Consider the following 19,898-nt stretch of genomic DNA (forward strand, 5'->3'; position numbering starts at 1 on the left):
GGGGGGGGGGGGGGGGGGGCAAAGGCAGGGGCAGCCGGGTCGGATGGCGGGACGGCATGTCGCGCTCTGGTGGGCGATGTCCGCCCATGCGAGGCAGCTGGGTCCGAGGGCGGGACGGCATGTCGCGCTCTGGCGGGCGATGTCCGCCCATGCGGGGGCAGCGGGGTCCGACGGTGGGACGGTGTGTCGAGCTTTGGCGGGCAATGTCCGCCCGTGCGGGGGCAGCCGGTGGACGGGGGCAAGACCCCCGGCACCCCCGGCCGGCCGCCCGATTGCCCGGATCGCGCTATTTCTCGACGCCCCTCGCCTTGCCCCATTGGCGCGCGACGGTGTAGCCGAGGTAGCCGGTGCCGAAGAGCGCGTAGAGCGGTTCGGGGATGCCGTTGAGATAGGCGTTCATCCCGCGCGCGATCGCGTCGGCGGTGGCGGGGTGGATCGCGGCGATCAGACCCATCGGGATCGACCACAGCAGCAGCACGTACATGACGTAGAGGAAGCTGGGCCGCGCGCGGCTGGTCCACGGATCGGGCGCCTGCGCCTCCGCCAGCACGGCGGACATCTGCGCCTTGGCCATTTCCATTTCCTGGCTGCCCTGAAGCTTGAGCAGTTCCAGCTTGGCGGCGTCGCGCGCCTTTGGATCGGGGATGACCTTGTCGATGATGCCGGCGACCGGCCCGATCAGTCCTTCGATTAGCCCCATGTCATTTGCCTCCTGTTCGCCGCGCGGCCCGCCGGCCGACGCTGCCTGTTCCGAAAGTCACACCAAGGTCACACCTGAACGGCGTGGCGGCGGGTCAATCGCCGCCGATGTCCGACGTCGCCCCAAGCGAACCGATCCGGTTCGCCAGCCAGCCGTAGAGAAATGCCTCATTACCCGGACGGCGCTCCGCCAGGTCGATGTAGCGCGCGCCCTGGAGCGCCTCGATCGCCTTGAGCAGCACCACCTCGCCCGCGCCGCCGCGCTTGCGGACGAAACCGGCGAGGGCGGCGAGCGTGCGCGGCCCGACCTTGCCGTCGACCGCGATGTCGGGATAGTCGGCGGCGTTGCGATTGAGCGCGTTGAGCGCGCGCTGCAGGAACCCCGACGCCACCGCCGGCCCCATGTTGACCCCGGTATCGAACAGCTCGGCGGCGATGCGCGGCGCCGCCTCCGCGATGCGGTCATAGCCCGGCTGCATCCAGTAGAGCCGGCGGTAGATCGCCACCGCCTGATCGCGCGGAAACCCGCGCATGTCGCCGCCATAGCCGTGTCGCCGCGCCACCGCCTCCGTCACGCCCCACCGCGTCGGCCCGCCGCGGTCGGCGGGATGGTTGCTGTAGCCGCCCTCTCGCCCGATCACCTCGTCGATCAACTGGTCGATATCCATGTCACGCCCTCCCGAGTCGGAATAAATAACCAAATAGGATAAATGTAGGAAAGCGATTTTTCGGGACGACACCGCCGGCTTGATCCGCTCGCCGGGTTCGCCGATGGTCGGCGCGGAGCGTGCAAGCGATGGATTTCAACGTCGAAGCGATCGAGGACGTGCGGCTGAGCGGCCCGCCACCGCTGATGCAACGCGACTGGATGAGCCCCTATGTGTGGGTCGAGCCCGACGGCCGGAACGGCATCATGGTGCGCGCGGTGCCGCGGCCCGGCGCGCCATTGTCGGATACCGGCGTGATCTGGGCGGGGTGGGGCGACGGCCGCGATTTCGCGATGGCGCCGGCCCCGGCGATCGTGCCCGGCCCCGATGCGGAGGACGTCGGCGGGGTCGAGGACCCGACCGTGCTGCGCGCCGACGACGGCGGCTACGTCGTCTATTACACCGGCGTCGGCGCGGACAGGATGCATGGCGAGCTATGCTATGCCAGCGGCCCCGCACCCGACGCGCTGGTCAAATCCGGGGTGGCGCTCGCCTCGACCAAGTCGATGGGCAACACCAAGGAGGCGACGGTCGGCCGCACCGCCGACGGGCAATGGCGGCTGTTCTACGAATATGCCGCGATGATGGAGGACGGCGTGGCGGCGTCGCGGATCGGGGTGGCGATCGGCGCCGGGGTGGCCGGGCCGTGGCACGAGCAGCCGGCGCCGTTCACCGTGCGACCGCGCGCGTGGGACAATTGGCACCTGTCGACCGGGCCGATGCTGATGGACGATCCCGATTGCCCGGTGATGTTCTACAACGGCGCGACGCTGGACGCGCGCTGGCGGATCGGCTGGGTGGCGTTCGACCGCGACTGCACACGGGCGGTGGCGCGCGGGATCGAGCCGCTGATCGTACCGCCGCCACCGGAGGATCGCGCCGCGACCGACATCGCCTTTGCCGCGTCGGTGGTGACGGTGGGGGGGGAAACGTGGCTCTACTATTCGCTGGAGGACCAGCGGCTGGCGCGGGCGCGCTTGCGGCGGAGTTAGGGCGGAGGGGCGGGTGGATCGACAGGTGGCAGGCGGGGGCCGTTCAGCGTTGCAGGCGCAAGGTGATGTAGCGGACATAGCGGACAGCGCCTTGTGACCAAGGATGGGCGCCCCTCTCCGATCAAGGACATCAGGCTGTTTGAAGCCCGTACGTCGACGTATCTCGACGGGCAGGAAGAGGCCGTGGCCTACGCCCGCCGGATGGCGTGGTTCTTGAATGGCGCCGGTTTTTCGCTCGGTTCGTTTCCCGCGCTTTACGTGCGATTTGCTTCGTCGCTGAATCCCGGTGCGGCACGTGCGGCCAGCGATCATGGCGATTGGTGGCACCGTTATATCGACGTCGGGGCGGCGGATGACTTCCCGAATGGCCCCGACGCGCCCGACACGATCATGTCGGGCGTCGTTGCCGCCTTATCAGTTTTTCGCCCTGATCAGATGGATATGATCAACCGCGCCGACGCGATCGTGCGAGCGCAGAGACAACATCTGCGCTTCCTGATGAAACGACGTGAAAACAATAAGGTAGTTACAGAAATCTCATTCAATATTGCGCAGTGGCCAGATGCTTCGTGCTTGTTCATCACCGTGACCGACAAGGCGACGGGCGGCTGCCGCGAAGCCGATCCGATAGCTTTGGGCTGGTATATGGAGGCTTTTGATCTTCTAGGCGGGATCAGGCTGAAGGATGCGAAGAACCTGCGGGAAAAACCTGAAAGACCGGTATTTTCAGGGATTGTGTCACGGCGGGGATAGAGTGTGTTTGACGCTATGGCCTTATGACCTTCGTGGCTCCTAGCGTGCCGCCGTCCGCACCGGCGGCGCATCCTGCCAGCCGCCGCCCAGCGCCTTGAACACGTCGATCTGCGCGCTTGCGATCCGGGCGTCGGCCAGCGCCAGCGCCGCTTCGGCCTCGGCAAAGGTGCGTTCGGCGTCGAGCTGGGCGAGGCTGTCGATCTGGCCCTCACGCTGCTGGGCGCGGGTGATGCGCGCGGCGGCCTCCGCCTCGTCGCGGGCGGACTGGAGCGCGGTGCGACGTTCGAGCAGATGGGCATAGGCCGACAGCGCGGTCTCGGTCTCCTGGAGCGACAGCAGCACGGTGCCGTCGAAGCTGGCGAGCGCGGCCTGGGTGTCGGCTTCCGCCCCGGCGATGCGGGCGCGGGCGCGCTGGTGGTCGCTGAACGACCAGCTGATCAGCGGGCCGAGCAGCCAGCGCAGCGGGCCGGCGCCGAACACGTCGCCGATATCCGGCCCCGTAGAGCCGATCGACGCGCCGAGCTGGATGCGCGGATAGAGATCGGCGGTGGCGACGCCGATCCGCGCGGTGGCGGCGGCGAGGCGGCGTTCGGCGGCGCGCACGTCCGGCCGGCGGGCGAGCAGCGCGGCGCCGTCGCCGACCGGGATCGGCGTGTCGAGCCGCAAGGTGGTCGACCGCGCCCCCGCCGCCTGGGGAAGCTCGGCGGGGGTGCGGCCGGTCAGCGTGGCAAGCCGGAACAATGCCGCGTCCCGCTCTGCGGCGATCGCGGGCACCTCGGCCTGGCGCTGATGGCGGAGCGCGGCGATGCGCGCGGTATCGAGACGGGTGGTGAGGCCGACTTCGGCGCGGCGCTCGGTGACGCGCAGGCCGCGATCGAGCAGCGCGACGATGCGCTCGGCGACGGCGAGGCGCTCGGCCGCGCTGGTGGCATCGGCATAGGCGCGCGCGGTCTCGGCGGCGACGGCGACGCGGACGGCGTCGGCATCGGCCTGTGCGGCGGACAGGTCGCCGCGCGCCGCTTCGATCCCGCGCGTGACGCGGCCGAACAGGTCGACTTCGTAGGCCACGTTCAGGCCGGCATCGATCGACCAGTCCTCCCGCGCCGCGCCCGGCGCGCGCTGGCCGGCGGGAAGGCGACCGTAGGTGGCGCCGGCGCTGGCGCCGACATCGGGCAGGCGGCCGACGCGGGTCTCGCTCAATGCGGCGCGGGCCTTGGCCAGCCGGGCGACGGCGACGCGCAGGTCGGTGTTGGCGGCGAGCGCGTCGGCGACGAGGCCGTCGAGCACCGGATCGTCGTAGAGGCGCCACCAGTTGCCGTCCACGGCGGGGGCGGTGGTGACGGCGGGGCTGTCCGCCTTGACGAACTGGCCCGACGCGGCCTGCGGGCGGGCGGGGGCGGCATAGTCGGGGCCGGTGGCGCAGGCGGCGAGCGCGAGCGCCGAGGCGGTGGCTAGTATCGTGCGCATGAAGGGTATCCTTGCTTTCATCGAGCCGTCCTCACCCTTCCCACCGCCTGCGGCGGCGGGCCCCTTCGCTCTCCCGGCGGGAGAGGGAGGGAGGCACGAAGCGCCGGAAGGGTGAGGGCGACGATCGGATCATTCCGCCGGCTGCAATGCGGCGTCGGGGGCCGGCTTCGCGCCGCGCCGGCGGGCGAGGCGCTCAGCGAGGGTGCGGCAGACGACGTAGAAGGTCGGGGTGAACAACAGGCCGAAACCGGTGACGCCGATCATCCCGAAGAACACCGCGGTGCCCAGCGCCTGCCGCAGCTCCGCGCCGGCCCCGCTGGCGATCACCAGCGGCAGCACGCCGAGGATGAAGGCGAAGCTGGTCATCAGGATCGGCCGCAGGCGATCGCGCGCGGCGCGCACCGCCGCCTCGATCGGCGACAGCCCGTCCTGCTCCTCCGCCTGCTTGGCGAACTCGACGATCAGGATCGCGTTCTTCGCCGCCAGCGCGATCAGCACGACCAGCCCGATCTGGGTCAGGACGTTGTTGTCCATGCCGCGCAGATTGACCCCGACCATCGCCGCCAACAGGCACATCGGCACGATCAGAATGATCGACAGCGGCAGCAGCAGGCTTTCATACTGTGCCGCGAGCACGAGGAACACGAATACCACGGCGAGCGCGAACACCACCCCGGCGGTGTTGCCGGCCAGCTTTTGCTGGAAGGCGATGCCGGTCCATTCGGTGCCATAGCCGGCGGGCAGCGTGTCCTTCGCCAGTTTCTCCATCGTCACCAGCGCCTGGCCCGAGGAGGTGCCGGGGGCGGTATCGCCGTCGATCTCGACCGCCGGGAACAGATTGTAGCGCACGACGCGGTACGGCCCGGTCTTGTCCTGGAAGGTCGACACCGACCCGATCGGCACCATCGCGCCCGAATTGGAGCGGGTCTTGAGGTTGGCGATGTCCGCCTGGGTCGCGCGGAACGGGGCATCGGCCTGCGCGGTGACGCGGTAGGTGCGGCCGAGCAGGTTGAAATCATTGACGAACGCCGAGCCGAGATATACCTGCAACGCCTCGAACACGCGCTCCGGCGGGACGCCGAGCAGATCGGCCTTGCGCCGGTCGATATCGGCGAACACGCGCGGCGTGGCGGTGTCGAAGAAGGTGTAGACCATCGCCAGCCCCTTGGTCTGGTTGGCCTGGCCGATCAGCTTGTACGCCTCACCGCCCATCGCCTGATAGCCGTTGCCGGCGCGATCCTGGAGCATGATGCGATAGCCGCCGGCCGAGCCGATTCCCTGGATCAGCGGTGGCGGCACGATCATCAGCCGCGCCTCGTCGATGTCGGCGGTGGCCTTTCGCGCCTCGTCCATGATTCCGGCGAAGCTGACGCCCAGCGCCTCGCGCTCCTCGAACGACTTGAGCGGGAAGAAGGCGGCGGCGGTGTTGGGCGCCAGCGTCTGCGACACGCCGTCGAAGCCGGCCAGCATCACCGAGCCCTTGATCCCCTTGAGCGGCAGGATGCGCGCGGCGACCTTGCGCATCGTCGCGTCGGTGCGTTCGAGCGAGGCGCCGGGCGGCAACTGGATGACGGTGAGGAAATAGCCCTGGTCCTGCGCGGGGATGAACCCGGCCGGCGTCACCCAGAAGATCGCGGCGGTGGCGGCGATCAGACCCGCGTAGACCGACATCATCCGCTTTGGCCGCTGGACCAGCGCGCGGGTGAGCGACGCATAGCCGTTCGACAGCCGCTCGAACGCGGCGTTGAACGTGTCGGCGGCGCGGTGGACGGCGCGGATCACCGGCCCCGCCTTTTCATCGCGATCGTGCGGGCGCAGCAGCAGCGCGGCGAGTGCGGGCGACAGCGTGAGCGACAGGATCAGCGAAATGATCGTCGCGCTGGTGATGGTGACCGCGAACTGCTGGTAGAAGGCGCCCGACAGGCCGGTGAGGAACAACGTCGGCACGAACACCGCGCACAGCACCAGCACGATCGCGACCAGCGCGGTCGACACCTCGTCCATCGACGTGCGCGCCGCCTCCAGCGGGGACAGGCCGCGTTCGAGGTTGCGTTCGACATTCTCGACCACGACGATCGCGTCGTCGACGACCACGCCGATCGCCAGCACCAGCCCGAACAGCGACAGGTTGTTGAGCGAGTAGCCGAACCCCGCCAGCACCGCCATGCTGCCGATCAGCGAGACCGGGATGGCGACGATCGGGATCACCGCCGCGCGCCATTTCTGGAGGAACACCAGGATAACGATCACCACCAGCACCAGCGCCTCGAACAGCGTGTGCATCACCGCGTCGACCGACTGGCCGATGAATTCGGTGGGATTGTAGATCACGCGATATTCGACGCCCTTGGGAAAGGATTTCGACATCGCCTCCATCTCGCGCATCACCGTGTCGGCGGCGGCGAGCGCGTTCGATCCGGGGCGCTGGAACACCGCGAGCAGCACGGTCGGCTCACCCGACAGATAGGTGTTGGACGAATAGTCGGCGGCGCCCAGCTCGACGCGGGCGACGTCGCTGACGCGGACCTGATGCCCGTCGCCGTCGGTGCGGATGACGATGTTGCCGAACTGCGCCGGATCGGCGAGCCGGCCCTGCGTCTCGACGCTGAGCTGGAAGGCGTTGCCCTGGCTGTAGGGCGGCTGGCCGAGCGTGCCGGCGGCGACCTGCACGTTCTGCGCGCGCATCGCCGCGACGATCTCCCCCGCGGTCAGATTGAGCGCGGCGGCGCGGCCGGGATCGATCCACACCCGCATCGCATAGTCGCGGCTGCCGAACAGGCGCACGTCGCCGACCCCCTCGACCCGGCTGAGCCGGTCGCGGACCTGGGTCAGCGCGTAGTTGGAGAGATAGCCGCGATCGTGGCTCTTGTCCGGCGAGACCAGGTTGACGATCATCAGGAAGTCCGGCGACGTCTTGCGCGTGACCACGCCGAACCGCTGGACGTCCTCCGGCAGGCGGGGGATCGCGACGGCGACGCGGTTCTGCACCAGCACCTGCGCGGCATCGAGATCGGTGCCGGTCTTGAAGGTGACGGTGATGGTCAGATTGCCGTCGCCGGTCGACTGCGACGACACGTACAGCATGTTGTCGACGCCGTTGATTTCCTGCTCGATCGGCGCGGCGACGGTTTCCGCCACCGTTTCGGCCGACGCGCCGGGATAGCTGGCGCTGACCGTCACCGTCGGCGGGACGATGTCCGGATATTGCGAGACCGACAGGCCGAGATAGGCGATCGCGCCGACGATCGTGATGATCACCGCGATCACGCCGGCGAAGATCGGCCGGCTGATGAAGAAGCGCGACAGGCGCATGACTGGTCTCCTCGCCGGTGGGGGCGATGAAAAAAAAGGGATCCAATGCTCTCCATCGTTCGCCCCGAGCTTGTCGAACGGCCGTTCTTCAAGGGAAGAAAGGGCGGTGCTTCGACAGGCTCAGCACGGACGGGGAGGGGACGGCGCTACCGCGTTGCGAAGGTCGCCTGGCCGACCACGGGCGTTTCGACCGTGGGGGCGGTGCCGGGCGCGACCGGGGCGATCTTCCCCGGCTTGGTGCCGACCTTGCTGCCCGGCATCGCCATCTGGACGCCGCTGATGACGACGCGGTCGTTCGGCGCGAGGCCGGAGCGGACGATGCGCAGGCCGTCGACCACCGGGCCGAGCACCACCGGCTTGACCGCGACCGTGCCGTCGGCGGCGACGGTGAACACCTGCTTGCGCGCCTGATCGGTCTGGATCGCGACGTCGGGCACCATCATCGCGCGGGTGGTGCCGCCGCTGGCGAGCCGCATGTTGCCGAACATGCCGGGGGTGAGGAACATCCCCGGATTGGCGAGCACCGCGCGGCCGCGGATCGTGCCCGATCTGGGATCGAGCCCGTTGTCGGTGAAGTCGAGCCGGCCCTGCCAGCGGTAGCTGGTCTCATCCTGAAGGCGCACTTCGACCGGGGAGGCGCTGGCGCCTGCTTCGCGCGCGCGGCGGGTCTTGAGGAACAGCGCCTCCGAACTGTCGAAGCTGAAATAGATCGGGTCGAGCGCGTTGATCGAGGTCAGCAGCGTGCCGCCGCCGTCGCTGGACGAGACGAGGTTGCCCGGATCGACCTTGCGATCCGAGATGCGGCCGCCGATCGGGGCGCGGACCTGGGTGAACTCGACGTCGAGCACGCGGCTCTGGACGCGGGCCTGCGCACCGGCGAGCGCGGCGCGCGCGGCGCGGACGCGGGCGTTGAGGCGATCGACGTCGCTCTTCGACACCGCGTCCTCCGCCAGCAGGCGGTTGGCGCGGCCGAGATCGGCCTCGGCCAGCGCGAGGTCGCTCGCCGCGCTGGCGACCCCGGCGCGCGCCTCCGCCAGCGCGGCGACGAACGGGCGCGGATCGATGGTGAACAGCAGCTGGCCCTTTTGCACCACCGCGCCGTCGGTGAAGTGGACCGCGGTGACCGCGCCGGAGACGCGCGGGCGCACCTCGACGCTGCGGCTCGGCTCGAACCGGCCGACATATTCGTCCCACTCGTTGACCTCACGCACCAGCGGCGCGGCGACGGTGACGGTGGGTGGCGGCGGCGCGGCGACGGCGGGTGCCTGATGGAGGAAGCTGTTAGCGCCGATGCCGACGGCCAGCACCGGCACGGCGACCAGCCCCAATTTCTGCCACAGCGGGCGATCGGCGAGGCGCCGGCGCGTCGGCAGCGGCTCGCCCTCGGCGACCGCGATCGGAGTGACCATGTTCATCGACGCGCCTTTCCGTTGCGCGCGGCGCGGCCGGCGCTGATGCTGTCGACCAGCGTTTCATACTGGTCGAGGGTGTAGCCCGCCTCGACGAAGGCGCGGACGTCGTCGCCGGGGATGGTGTAGCCGAAGTGCCAGCTGAGCACCGCGATGCGGCGCAGCGCCTCCAGCCGGGTGTCGGCGAGCTGCGGATTGGGTTTGTCACCGAACAGCGTGCCGAGCGCGACCGCGACGCGGCCGGGGGTGCGCAGCGTCGACAGCTTGTCGCGCTCGGCGATCGCCACAACCGACCATTCGAGCGCGGAGAAGCCCGTCCGGCGCGCGGCCGGATCGGTCACGCCGGGATCGAGGGCGAGCCGTTCGAACGCCGTGGGGGCGAAACGGGTGGTGCCGGGAGCGTCGGCGAAAGCCAGATAGGCCATGATGCAATTCCCTCTGTTTCCGGGCGGCGCACACACGCACGCGTCCCGTGTCGCAGGCAGAGCCGGCGGCAGGTTTCCTCATATTTGCGATCGGCATGGCACGCCGTGCGGCGGGGAGCGCCCGCGCCGGATCATCAGCCGTCGTATGTCGTGTTAGCGTCGCCGCCGGACGTCAGGGACCGGCGCGAACCGCAAGAAGGGGGCAATGACGCATTGCGGGTTCCTTTGGGTCGCGGGGTCGGCCAGTGGGGCGACTCCACGTTCTATACCGAGCAGTATAGAAACTCCGCTGCAATGCGTCAATGGCTTTTTGTACCGCTCGATATCTTTTTTGTCGAGGGGGGAATTCCGGCGCGTATCGACATTCGCCAATGTCAGCGGCCAGTGCGTCCGCCTTTAGGGCAATCCCGTACTTGATCCGCGATCCGGTACCGCAGGGGGCGCCGATAGTGGCTCTGGATCTGCCTTTCGCGGGGATGGCACCGCATAGGGATCGCTGCCGATTGAAGGTCGACCGGCTCTACCGCGACGGCCACATCGCCAGGCTGGTGTCGATCAGCCGTTCCAGCTCGGCGCGGGTGGCGCCCGAACCGGCCTGCACCGCCATGCCCTGCATGATCGCGTAGAGGTAACTGGTCAGCCCCTCGACGTCGATATGCGCGGGCAGGTCGCCTTCGTTCTTGGCGCGTTCCATCCGGTCGATCAGCGCGTCCTTGGCGACCTTGCTGCGTTCCAGCACCTCCTCGCGGATCGATTCGGCCTCCGGCCCGCAGGCGACCGAGGTGATCACGCCCAGACAGCCGTGGGGCTCGCTGGTCGCGGTGGCGTTCTCCATGCTGCCGCGCAGCAGATGTTCGGCGACGGCGCGCGCGGTCGGGCGTTCCAGCGCATGGCCGACATAGGCCATCTTCTCGCACTGATAGAGGTCGAGCGCCTTGCGGAACAACGACTCCTTGTTGCCGAACGCGGCGTAGAGGCTGGGGCGGGTGATCCCCATCGCGGCGGTGAGATCGGTCAGCGAGGCGCCTTCATAGCCCTTGCTCCAGAACACGCGCAGCGCCGCGGCCAGCGCCTGGTCGACACAGAATTCGCGAGGGCGCCCCTTGAGCGGTGCAGCCGCAGGGGCAGCGGTGAGGCTTTCCATAACGGGCGGTATATAATCGCGGCGGGCGATAATGTCCAGCGGTGCCGATATTTAGCCCGGCGGCTGCGGGCGGCGGCCAGCCGATGCGCCGCGGAAAATTTGGTCGGGGCGACAGGATTCGAACCTGCGACCCCCACACCCCCAGTGTGATGCGCTACCAGGCTGCGCTACGCCCCGACCGGCGGACCTTGCGGGAAGGCCCGAGGGGGCGCCCTCTAGGCCGCGCCGGGCCGCGATGCAAGCGTCGCCGTTGCACGACAGTCGTTACAGTGTTAGCGGGCGCCGGATATGTCCGGGCGATCCAAAGCCCGCCGGCCCCACATTCATTGCGAGAGCCATGTTGATTCCTCCAGCTTATGCCCAGGTCGCAGGCGCCGCGCCCGCCGATAGCGGGATGGCGACCATCATCTCGATGGCGCCGCTCGTCCTGATCTTCATCGCCTTCTACTTCCTGATGATCCGCCCGCAGCAGCGGCGGATGCGCACGCTGCAAAGCGCGGTGGAAGCGGTGAAGAAGGGCGATCAGGTGATCACCGCCGGCGGCGTCGCGGGGAAGGTCACCAAGGTCGAGGATCGCTTCGTCGAGGTCGAGATCGCGCCGACCGTCAAGGTCCGCGTCGTCAAGGCGACGATCGCCGAGGTCACGCCGCTGGGCGGCGGCAAGCCAGCGAACGACTGATGCTCGACTTTCCCCGCTGGAAGGTCTTCAGCATCATCGGCGTGTTGCTGGTCGCGGTGCTGCTGGCGGTGCCGAGCCTGCTGCCCGAACGAATCACCAACCAGTCGCCGATCCACCTGCCGCGCATCAACCTGGGCCTCGATCTGGCCGGGGGCAGCTATATCCTGCTCGAGGCCGACACCAACGACGTCGCCGCCGCGCGGATCGAGAACATGCGCGAGCAGGTTGCCACCGAAATGCGGCGCGGCACCCCGCGTATCGCGATCGGTGACATTTCGGGACGCGACGGCAAGCTGAGCTTCATGGTGCGCGACGTCGCGCAGGTGGATGCCGCGCGCGAAAAGCTGCTGGGCATCACCGGCAGCGGTGCCGGGCTGACCGGACAACGCGAATGGGACATCCAGGTCGTCGATTCGACCCGGTTCGAACTGACCCCGACCAAGGCGGGGCTGACCCAGGCGATCGACACCGCGATGGGCGACGCCACCGAAGTCGTGCGCCGCCGCATCGACGAGCTGGGCACGCGCGAGCCGACGATCATCCGCCAGGGCACCGACCGCATTGTCGTGCAGGTGCCGGGTCTGCAGGATCCGCAGGCGCTGAAGGACTTGCTCGGCAAGACCGCGCGGCTGGAGTTCAAGCTGGTCGACGTCGATGCCGACCAGCGCCAGGTCGACGCCGGCGTTGCCCCGGTCGGCGACGTGATCCTGCCGTTCGCCGACGATCCGGCGCGCAAGATCGCGCTGAAGCGCGCGACGATCATCTCCGGCGACCAGCTCGCCGACGCGCGGCAGGAATTCGATCCGCAGAACGGCAGCCCGATGGTGGGCATCACCTTCAACGGGGAGGGCGGCCGCCGCTTCGCGCGGGTGACGCAGGAAAATACCGGCCGTCCCTTTGCGATCATCGTCGACAACCAGGTGATCTCCGCCCCCAACATCAACGAGCCGATCATGGGCGGCCGCGCGTCGATCAGCGGCGGCTTCACCGTCGCGTCGGCGAACGAGCTGGCGATCGCGCTGCGTTCGGGCAAGCTGCCGGTCGCGCTGAAGGTGGTCGACGAAAGCACCGTCGGCCCCGACCTGGGCGCCGATTCGATCCGCGCGGGCATCCTGGCGTCGGCCGTCGCGGCGGCGGCGGTGATCGCGTTCATGCTGGTCACCTATGGCCGGTTCGGCGTCTATGCGAACCTGGCGGTGATCATCAACATCTTCGTCATCCTGGGCGCGATGGCGGTGATCAACGGCACGTTGACGCTGCCGGGCATCGCCGGGTTCGTGCTGACGATCGGCACGGCGGTCGACGCCAACGTGCTGATCAACGAGCGTATCCGCGAGGAACGGCGGCGCGGGCGCGGCGTCGTCCAGGCGGTCGAGCTGGGCTACAAGGAAGCCAGCCGCACCATCTTCGAGGCGAACATGACCCACGCGATTTCGGGCGTGATCATGCTGCTGCTCGGTTCGGGTCCGGTCAAGGGCTTCGCGGTCGTGCTGCTGATCGGTATCGCCACATCGGTGTTCACCGCCGTTACTTTCACCCGCATGATGGTCGCGCTGTGGATTCGCAAGAACCGCCCGACCGACATCAATATCTGAGGCACCGGACACCATGCGCCTCCTCAAGATCGTTCCCGATCACACCAACATCGGCTTTGTCCGGCTGCGCTTCTGGGCGTTCGGGCTGACGCTCGCGCTGTCGATCGCCTGCGTCGCGCTGGTCGCGGTCAAGCACCTCAACTTCGGCGTCGATTTCGTCGGCGGGCTGATGATCGAGGAGCGGTTTCCATCGCCGCCGCCGCTCGACCAGGTGCGCGCGACGATCGACAAGCTCGGTGTCGGCACCTCGACGCTCCAGCAGTTCGGCGATCCGAAGCTGGTGACGATCCGCCTGCCGGTGCAGGAGGGCGCCGACGAAGGCGCCACCAACCGCGTCGTCCGCACGGTGGAAACCGCGCTGGCCAAGGAATTCCCCGGCGCCAAGTTCAGCCGCTACTCGACGGTGTCGGGCAAGGTATCGGGCGAGCTGGTGCGCAACGGCATCCTGGCGGTGGTGCTGGCGATGATCGGCATCTCGCTGTTCGCGATCTTCCGCTTCGAATGGCAGTTCGGCGTGTCGACCTTCGTCGCGATCCTGCACGATCTGCTGATGACGCTGGGGTTCTTCGCGCTGACCCAGATGGAGTTCGACCTGACGATCATCGCGGCGGTGCTGACGATCATCGGCTATTCGATCAACGACAAGATCGTCATCGACGACCGTATCCGCGAGAACATGCGCAAATACCGCAGCATGAACATGAGCGACATCGTCGACCTGTCGGTCAACGAGACGCTGCCGCGCACGGTGATGACGTCGGTGACGATCCTGCTGGCGCTGGGTGCGCTGCTGCTGCTGGGCGGGCACGTGCTGCGCGGCTTCACCGCGGCGATGACGCTGGGCATCATCGTCGGCACCTATTCGTCGATCTACGTCTCTTCGTCGCTGCTGATCACGCTGGGGCTGCGCGCGCAGCCGCCGGGCGCGAACGAGGGCAAGGCCGAGCGCGTCGCCGAACGGCCGTGAGGCCGGCGCGGTGAAGATCGACCGCAATCCGGTGGCGCCGGGGCCGGTGATCTCCGGCTTCGCGCGCGGCGGGTTTCGCATCGACGACAACATCTATCGCGCGCTGCTGATCACTCCGCAGCGCGCCGACGGGTGGACCCCGCCCGCGCTGGACGTGCTGGCGGAGGACGATGTCGCGCCGGTGCTGGCGCTGGATCCGCCGCCCGAATTCCTGCTGCTGGGCACCGGCGACGCGCTGGTGCGCCCGTCGCCCGCCTTCATCGCGGCGGTGGAGGCGCGCGGGATCGGCGTCGAGGCGATGGACAGCCGCGCCGCCGCGCGCGCGTGGAGCGTGCTGCGCGCCGAAGGGCGGTGGATCGTCGGGGCGCTGTATCCGCTGGGGGGATGACGGCCTTTCGTAACCGTCAGGCGGCCTGCGGCGGGGGGACGGTGGATATTTAGCCGACCCCGGCGCGCGCCGCCACCAGCCCGGTCAGGTGATCGCGCAGCTGCGCGGCGTTGGCTTCCCAGCTGAAGCGCTGCGCGGCGGCGGCGACTTCGATCGGATCGGGGGGCGCCAGCAGGATTTCGGCGATCGCGCTGGCGAACGCCTCCGGCGTGCGGTCGGCGATGCGGCCGGCGGCGGCGCGATTGACCGTCTCCGCCGCGCCGCCGGCCGGCGTGATGACGATCGGGGTGCCGCTGGCCAGCGCCTCGACCCAGGCGTTGGCGAGGCCCTCCGACGACGAGGCCAGCGCCATGACGTCGGCGGCGGCGAACAGCGCGGGCAGATCGTCGTGCGGGACCGCGCCCAGCAGCCGCGCGCGATCCGTGATCCCCGCCGCCGCGATCCGCGCGGCAAGCGCGGACCGTTCGGGTCCGTCGCCGGCGATCAGCAGGGTGATGCCGGGCAGGCGGGCCACCGCGTCGATCACCACGTCATGCCCCTTGCGCGGGATCAGCGCGCCGACCGACAGCACCAGCGGCCCTTGGACCCCCAGCCGCGCCTTCTCCGCCGCGCGCGGCCGTGGGTGAAAGCGGGTGCGGTCGATGCCGGTGCGGTGGACCGCGATCTTTTCCGCCGGGATGCCCAGCGCGGCCATGTCGGCGCGCAGCGCGTCCGATACCGCCAGCAACCCGTCGGCGCGGCGCCCGGCGTCGATAACCTGCGCGGCGGTGGCGCCGGCATGGCCCCAATGGTGGATGTCGGCACCGCGCGCCTTGATCGACACCGGCACCCCCAGCCGCCGCCCGAGCGCGACCGCGGCGGGTCCGTCTGGAAAAAAGAATTCGGCATCGATCACATCGAACGGAAAGCGCGTGCGCAGTTCGTTCAGCAGCGGCGTCAACCGGCGGACCAGCGCCCCGGCGTGGAACCGCCCGCCGGTGCCCGGCACGACGGTGAAGCGCGGCCGGCGGACTTCCAGACCCTGCCACAGCTCCGCCGCCGGCAACCCCGCGCGCTCGCGATAATGCGCCAGCCGATCGAGCGGAAAGGGGGGCAGGCCGACCGGGGCGATCACCCGCAGATCGACCCCCGGCGACGCCGCCAGCCCCTGCGTCTGGCGCTGGACAAAGATGCCGAAATTCGGCCGGGCGGCGTCGGGGAACAGCGTCGACAGGGTAAGCACACGGAGCATGGCCCGAATCCTACCCTGCCGGAGTTAATTCCGCCTTGCGGCGGTTGGCCTTGCGGCGGTTGGCCGGACTTAAATCCGCCACGCGGCGATTGGATGGCGTTAATTCCGTCCTATGGTGGTTGGCCGGGGCCCAATCGGCCCCGCGGCGGACGCCGGGATCAGCGGCAGCGGCGCTTGCTGCCGCCCCGGTCGATCTCGCGGCCGGCCAATGCGCCGGCGCCCGCGCCGAGCACCGTGCCGAGCGTACGGTCGCCGCGCGTATCCACGGTGCGGCCCAGGAGCGCCCCGGCGACGCCGCCGACGATCAAACCGGTGGTGCCGTCCGCCTTGCGGCAATAGGTCCGTCCGTCACGACCGCGCCATTCGCGGTACTTGTAGCGCTTGTGCTGTTGGGCGTCGGCCTTGCCGTAGGAGGTGCCGAGCGACACCGGCACGACCGTCGCGGCGGGGACGACCAGCGCGGCGGCGCCGATCGCGAGCATCAAGTTACGCATGACTGAACTCCCTCAAAACATGTCTAGATGATCCGGTAACGTCACAAGGATGCGCGCGGTTGCATGAACCTGACACAACGAGCCCGATCGGGGGTGGGGTGGCGCGGCGCCGCCTGTGCCGCTATCGGGGCGGGGCCTGCCGACGCGGCGATTCGCCGGCGGCCGGTTATTCTCGTGATCCACGTTATCCACAGCCGCGCGGTCGATGATCGTGCTTGGCGCGACTCGCCGCGCGTGACAGCATCAGTCCTGCAAGACGATGAGAGATTGTCGGGAAACTGGTGAAGGATCAAAGACTTGCTCGTCGGATTGGCGCAGGTGCCTTCGGGAAACCGCGTCATGGACGTTGCGGGATGACCGTTTGAGCCGCCATCGACTCGCTTGCGAGGCGGAGGCGGGCCGGGCGGACGAACCAAGGCGGGCGGCTGCTTCTGGCAGGCGTCGGGCGAAGATCGGCGATGTGGCGCCAGCTTCTTTTCGGAGGAGTTGGACGAACAGCGAAGGTCGAACGGCGGCGGAGCGATCCGGCGCTGGGCTGATGGATCGGAAGTGCCTTCTTCGGGAGGTGGTGACGAACCGGAGGCGAACGGCGGCGGAGCGATCCGGTGCCGGGCTGATGGATCAGAAGTGCCTTCTTCGGGAGGTGGTGACGAGCCGGAGGCGAACGGCGGCGGAGCGATCCGGTGCTGGGCTGATGGATCGGAAATGGCTTCTTCGGGAGGTGTTGACGAGCCGGAGGCGAACGGCGGCGGAGCGATCCGGTACCGGGTCGAAGGATCGGAAGTGCCTTCTTCGGAAGGCCATGACGAACCGGAGACGAACGATGGCGGAGCGATCCGGCATCGAGGTCGATGAATGTGGCGGCCTCCTTCGGGAAGCAGGCGAACGGCCATCGACCGACGGCGACGAAGCCTGGCTTCGATGCCGCTGGCCGCCGAGGCCGGATGGAGGCGTTTCCCGCGAACCGCCGTCCCCGGCCCCGGTGACCGAAACGGCGAAGCCCGCCGCCCTTGCCGGCGCGGGTGGAACCAGCCGCCGACCAGGTTGCGACACCCCGCGACTGACGTCCGGCGACCGGGGGCTGGCAGCGATGCCGGCCCCCATTTGCGTTTCGGGCTGAGCGTCTCGATCCCGGTGCTCCAGCAAGACAGGGGCCGGAACCGTGGCTGCGCTGGCCCGGCTCACCGCGCTGCCGCGCTGCACCCGCCGATCCGCCGTTATTCGCCATCGCCGGCTCAGCCACGCTGACGAAGGCGGCGCCTTTTCGACCTTCCCGAGGCGGTTCGTCGCAACTGCTGCCTTCCGTCGCAAATTGGAGCCGCGTGACTTCGCGGCGTCGCAATTCGGCGCTGGACTGGGTGGGCGCGCCGACTCTTCGGTGCGCAGCCACGGGAGCACGCACATGCAGGACGACCAGACCCCCGATCAGCCCGCCCTCGACCAGGACGACGCCGTTGCCGCCGCCGGGATCGACAGCGACGAAGTCGATGTCGCCGAGGATGGCGGCCTTGAGGACGACGACATTGATGACGAAGCCGAAGAGGACGACGGCGACGAGGGCGCCGACGACACCGACCCGGCCTGATCCCCGCTTCGCCCGCGCCGATGCCCGATCGTCGGCGCGGGTGAACGAAGGGGTGTTTTGGCGATTATCCGGTCGATGGGTCGGATCATCATCCGATCGAACGGCTGGCCTTCTTCTTCTTCCCCGATGCGGTGTTGGGCATCGCGATCAGATCCCGAACCTTCCGCCCGCGTCGGATCAGGTCAGCCGGTGGGTGAGGGTGATTTCTGCCTTCAACAGCTTCGACACCGGGCAATTGGCCTCCGCATCGGCGGCCAGCCGGGCGAATTCGTCGGCGTCGATGCCCGGCACGCTGGCCGTCAGATCAAGGTCGGAGCGCGTGATCGTGAAACCGGCGCCGTCCTGTTCGAGCTTGACCGAAGCCTTTGTCTCCAGGCTGCCGTCGCTGTAGCCGGCGCGGGCCAGCGCGAAGCTGAGCGCCATGGTGAAGCAGCCGGCATGGGCGGCGGCGATCAGCTCCTCCGGGTTGGTGCCCTTTTCATCGCCGAAGCGGGTGTTGAAGCCGTAGGGCGTCGCCTCCAGCACGCCAGAGGTCGACGTGAGCTGGCCCTTGCCGTCCTTGCCGAAGCCTTCGTAGCGGGCGGTCGCGGTGCGTGTCGTCATGGCGCATGATCCTTGGGCGATGAAGGGGTTGTGGCACGATCCTCTGCTCCGGCCTCCGCCTCCGCTGGAAGCGGCGTGCCGAAGATACCGCCGGTCGCGTTGCGGCGCCACCAGCCGAACGCCAGCGCCCCGACCCCTACCAGCCCGGCCCCAAGGGCCGCGCCGGAGAGGCCGGAGCGCAGGTTTCGTGTCATCGTTCGCCGGACCCGAATGGGTTCCGGGCCTTAGCGGCAGCGGACGTTGTCGCGGTCGATCGCGGTGCCCGCCGCTGCACCGGCGGCACCGCCGATCAGCGCACCGAGCACCGACGACCGGCCCGGCGCGATGATCGCGCCCAGCGCGCCGCCGGCGATGCCGCCGACGATCAGCCCGGTCGAGCCGTCCGAACGGCGGCAGTAATAGCGGCCGTCCTCACCAGCATAGATGCGGTCGTTGCGGCCGAGGCGACGCTCGCGGTAGCGTTGGTCGTCGCGATAATAACGATTGGCGTAATAGCCGTTGTAGCTGGGATCGGGCCGGTTCCAGTCGTACCGCTGCCAGTTGCGATCGCCGGCATAGCCGGGCCGGCCGCTGTCATATTCACCGCAGGCGGTAAGCAGGGTCGCGGTGGCGACCAGTCCGAGTGTCAACGCACGCATGACCATCCTCCCTATTTTCGTTACGGGTATGCAGCGAACGCCCAACACGCGATTAGGTTGCATGGTATCGATGGCGGATCAGCCGAGCACTTCCAGCGCGGCGAGATAGGCGATGGCGGACTGGCGGCGGGCCTCCGCGCCGCGGGAGCGGGGCGAGCGGGCCGGCGGGGTCTGGAAAGGATCGCGCGAAGGGCGCGGACCGGTGGGAAGCTGTCGATAGGTGAATTCGGAGTAAGTCAAACAAGATCCTTGTGAACGTTGGGAACGGGGGTGGCGCGGCCGGCATATTCTCCGCCGCTGGCCTCCCGTTCGGCGCGGCGCCGGGCGACGCGCTCGATATTGACCGCCATCGCCTCGAACGCGGCGACCGAACGCAGCGCGCGATCGCGGACATTGTCCAGCGTGGCGGCGTCGGCCTCTGCCTGGGCTCGGGCGGCCTGGCCCCGGTAATAGACGGCATCATAGGCCATGGGCGGCTCCTTGACGGGTACGGGTACGGGGGCGGGCGGGAAGGCGGCGAAGTCGGGGTGGCCGGCCGGCGCCGTTTCCGGCGGGCCGGCCACCCCGGCGATCATCAATCCTGCGCCTGCAGGTTGACGGCGCTCATCTTGCCGCGCTTGTCCTGCTCCAGCTCGTAGCTGACGCGCTGGTTCTGGTTGAGCGTGCGCAGGCCGGCGCGCTCGACCGCGGTGATGTGGACGAACGCGTCCTGGCCGCCGTCTTCCGGGGCGATGAAGCCATAGCCCTTGTCGGCGTTGAAGAACTTGACGGTTCCGGTGATGCTCATGGTATTTTCCTTCTTCGTATGCG

General features: G+C 69.0%; 20 protein-coding genes and 1 tRNA gene. 7 read left to right on the forward strand and 14 right to left on the reverse strand.

Translation table 11 applies throughout. The features are described 5' to 3' along the window. Positions 1-286 precede the first annotated feature (286 nt). Positions 287-700, reverse strand: coding sequence for a holin family protein (locus tag VNR91_RS07495; protein ID WP_325490148.1), 414 nt, complete (start codon positions 698-700; stop codon positions 287-289). Positions 701-794: 94 nt separating this feature from the next. Continuing rightward, positions 795-1,367 carry a glycoside hydrolase family 108 protein gene (locus tag VNR91_RS07500; RefSeq protein WP_325490149.1) on the reverse strand — a complete coding sequence of 191 codons (573 nt, stop codon included), beginning with the start codon at positions 1,365-1,367 and terminating at the stop codon, positions 795-797. Positions 1,368-1,495: 128 nt separating this feature from the next. On the opposite strand from VNR91_RS07500, the gene VNR91_RS07505 reads away from it, so the two are divergent. Together VNR91_RS07505 and VNR91_RS07510 are read left to right on the forward strand one after the other, a co-directional pair. Beyond that, a complete protein-coding gene (locus VNR91_RS07505) occupies positions 1,496-2,398 on the forward strand; it encodes a glycosidase (protein ID WP_325490150.1) in 903 nt (300 codons plus the stop codon). Positions 2,399-2,491: 93 nt separating this feature from the next. Continuing rightward, the gene (locus tag VNR91_RS07510; protein WP_325490151.1) at positions 2,492-3,151 is read left to right on the forward strand and encodes a hypothetical protein; all 660 of its coding nucleotides are present in this window, start codon (positions 2,492-2,494) and stop codon (positions 3,149-3,151) included. A gap of 39 nt (positions 3,152-3,190) precedes the next feature. Here the strand turns inward: VNR91_RS07510 and VNR91_RS07515 are convergent, their stop codons facing one another. From VNR91_RS07515 to VNR91_RS07540, 6 genes are all read right to left on the reverse strand, one after another. Then, complete coding sequence (locus VNR91_RS07515) at positions 3,191-4,618, reverse strand: TolC family protein (protein ID WP_325490152.1); 1,428 nt, start codon at positions 4,616-4,618, stop codon at positions 3,191-3,193. Positions 4,619-4,747: 129 nt separating this feature from the next. Further along, on the reverse strand, positions 4,748-7,930 hold the full coding sequence (locus tag VNR91_RS07520; protein ID WP_325490153.1) for a multidrug efflux RND transporter permease subunit: 3,183 nt from the start codon (positions 7,928-7,930) through the stop codon (positions 4,748-4,750). Positions 7,931-8,076: 146 nt separating this feature from the next. Further along, positions 8,077-9,345: an efflux RND transporter periplasmic adaptor subunit gene (locus VNR91_RS07525; RefSeq protein WP_325490154.1), complete on the reverse strand. Its 1,269-nt coding sequence runs from the start codon at positions 9,343-9,345 to the stop codon at positions 8,077-8,079. After that, positions 9,342-9,764: a hypothetical protein gene (locus VNR91_RS07530; protein ID WP_325490155.1), complete on the reverse strand. Its 423-nt coding sequence runs from the start codon at positions 9,762-9,764 to the stop codon at positions 9,342-9,344. Before VNR91_RS07530 ends, VNR91_RS07525 begins: the two co-directional genes overlap by 4 nt. Before the next feature lie 520 nt (positions 9,765-10,284). Further along, positions 10,285-10,908, reverse strand: coding sequence for a TetR/AcrR family transcriptional regulator (locus tag VNR91_RS07535; protein ID WP_325490156.1), 624 nt, complete (start codon positions 10,906-10,908; stop codon positions 10,285-10,287). Between the two features lie 100 nt (positions 10,909-11,008). Beyond that, positions 11,009-11,085 (reverse strand) — tRNA-Pro (locus VNR91_RS07540). Between the two features lie 160 nt (positions 11,086-11,245). On the opposite strand from VNR91_RS07540, the gene yajC reads away from it, so the two are divergent. Genes yajC through VNR91_RS07560 form a run of 4 tightly spaced genes read left to right on the forward strand, consistent with a single transcriptional unit; the run spans position 11,246 to position 14,537 of the window. After that, complete coding sequence (yajC, locus tag VNR91_RS07545; RefSeq protein ID WP_325490157.1) at positions 11,246-11,587, forward strand: preprotein translocase subunit YajC; 342 nt, start codon at positions 11,246-11,248, stop codon at positions 11,585-11,587. Beyond that, complete coding sequence (gene secD / locus VNR91_RS07550; protein ID WP_325490158.1) at positions 11,587-13,182, forward strand: protein translocase subunit SecD; 1,596 nt, start codon at positions 11,587-11,589, stop codon at positions 13,180-13,182. Before yajC ends, secD begins: the two co-directional genes overlap by 1 nt. 13 nt (positions 13,183-13,195) lie before the next feature. Then, the gene (secF, locus tag VNR91_RS07555) at positions 13,196-14,149 is read left to right on the forward strand and encodes a protein translocase subunit SecF (protein WP_325490159.1); all 954 of its coding nucleotides are present in this window, start codon (positions 13,196-13,198) and stop codon (positions 14,147-14,149) included. Between the two features lie 10 nt (positions 14,150-14,159). Next, complete coding sequence (locus tag VNR91_RS07560) at positions 14,160-14,537, forward strand: Mth938-like domain-containing protein (RefSeq protein WP_325490160.1); 378 nt, start codon at positions 14,160-14,162, stop codon at positions 14,535-14,537. Between the two features lie 49 nt (positions 14,538-14,586). On the opposite strand, the gene VNR91_RS07565 is transcribed toward VNR91_RS07560, so the two are convergent. Together VNR91_RS07565 and VNR91_RS07570 are read right to left on the reverse strand one after the other, a co-directional pair. Beyond that, positions 14,587-15,768: a glycosyltransferase gene (locus VNR91_RS07565; protein ID WP_325490161.1), complete on the reverse strand. Its 1,182-nt coding sequence runs from the start codon at positions 15,766-15,768 to the stop codon at positions 14,587-14,589. Between the two features lie 158 nt (positions 15,769-15,926). After that, entirely contained in the window at positions 15,927-16,262 is a 336-nt protein-coding gene (locus VNR91_RS07570) for a glycine zipper 2TM domain-containing protein (RefSeq protein WP_325490162.1), read from the reverse strand. Between the two features lie 1,162 nt (positions 16,263-17,424). Between VNR91_RS07570 and VNR91_RS07575 the strand changes: the two genes are divergently transcribed. Next, positions 17,425-17,847 (forward strand): hypothetical protein, encoded by a 423-nt coding sequence (locus VNR91_RS07575; protein WP_325490163.1) that lies wholly within the window; start codon positions 17,425-17,427, stop codon positions 17,845-17,847. A gap of 177 nt (positions 17,848-18,024) precedes the next feature. On the opposite strand, the gene VNR91_RS07580 is transcribed toward VNR91_RS07575, so the two are convergent. From VNR91_RS07580 to VNR91_RS07595, 4 genes are all read right to left on the reverse strand, one after another. After that, complete coding sequence (locus VNR91_RS07580; protein WP_325490164.1) at positions 18,025-18,450, reverse strand: OsmC family protein; 426 nt, start codon at positions 18,448-18,450, stop codon at positions 18,025-18,027. 224 nt (positions 18,451-18,674) lie between these two features. Next, positions 18,675-19,088, reverse strand: a complete 414-nt coding sequence (locus VNR91_RS07585) for a hypothetical protein (protein ID WP_325490165.1) — start codon at positions 19,086-19,088, stop codon at positions 18,675-18,677. A 236-nt stretch (positions 19,089-19,324) separates the two neighbouring features. After that, positions 19,325-19,558, reverse strand: coding sequence for a hypothetical protein (locus VNR91_RS07590; RefSeq protein WP_325490166.1), 234 nt, complete (start codon positions 19,556-19,558; stop codon positions 19,325-19,327). 104 nt (positions 19,559-19,662) lie between these two features. Continuing rightward, positions 19,663-19,875, reverse strand: a complete 213-nt coding sequence (locus VNR91_RS07595) for a cold-shock protein (RefSeq protein ID WP_325490167.1) — start codon at positions 19,873-19,875, stop codon at positions 19,663-19,665. Positions 19,876-19,898: the final 23 nt, after the last annotated feature.

The sequence above is a fragment of the Sphingomonas sp. genome (assembly GCF_035555815.1).
Lineage (GTDB): Bacteria > Pseudomonadota > Alphaproteobacteria > Sphingomonadales > Sphingomonadaceae > Sphingomonas.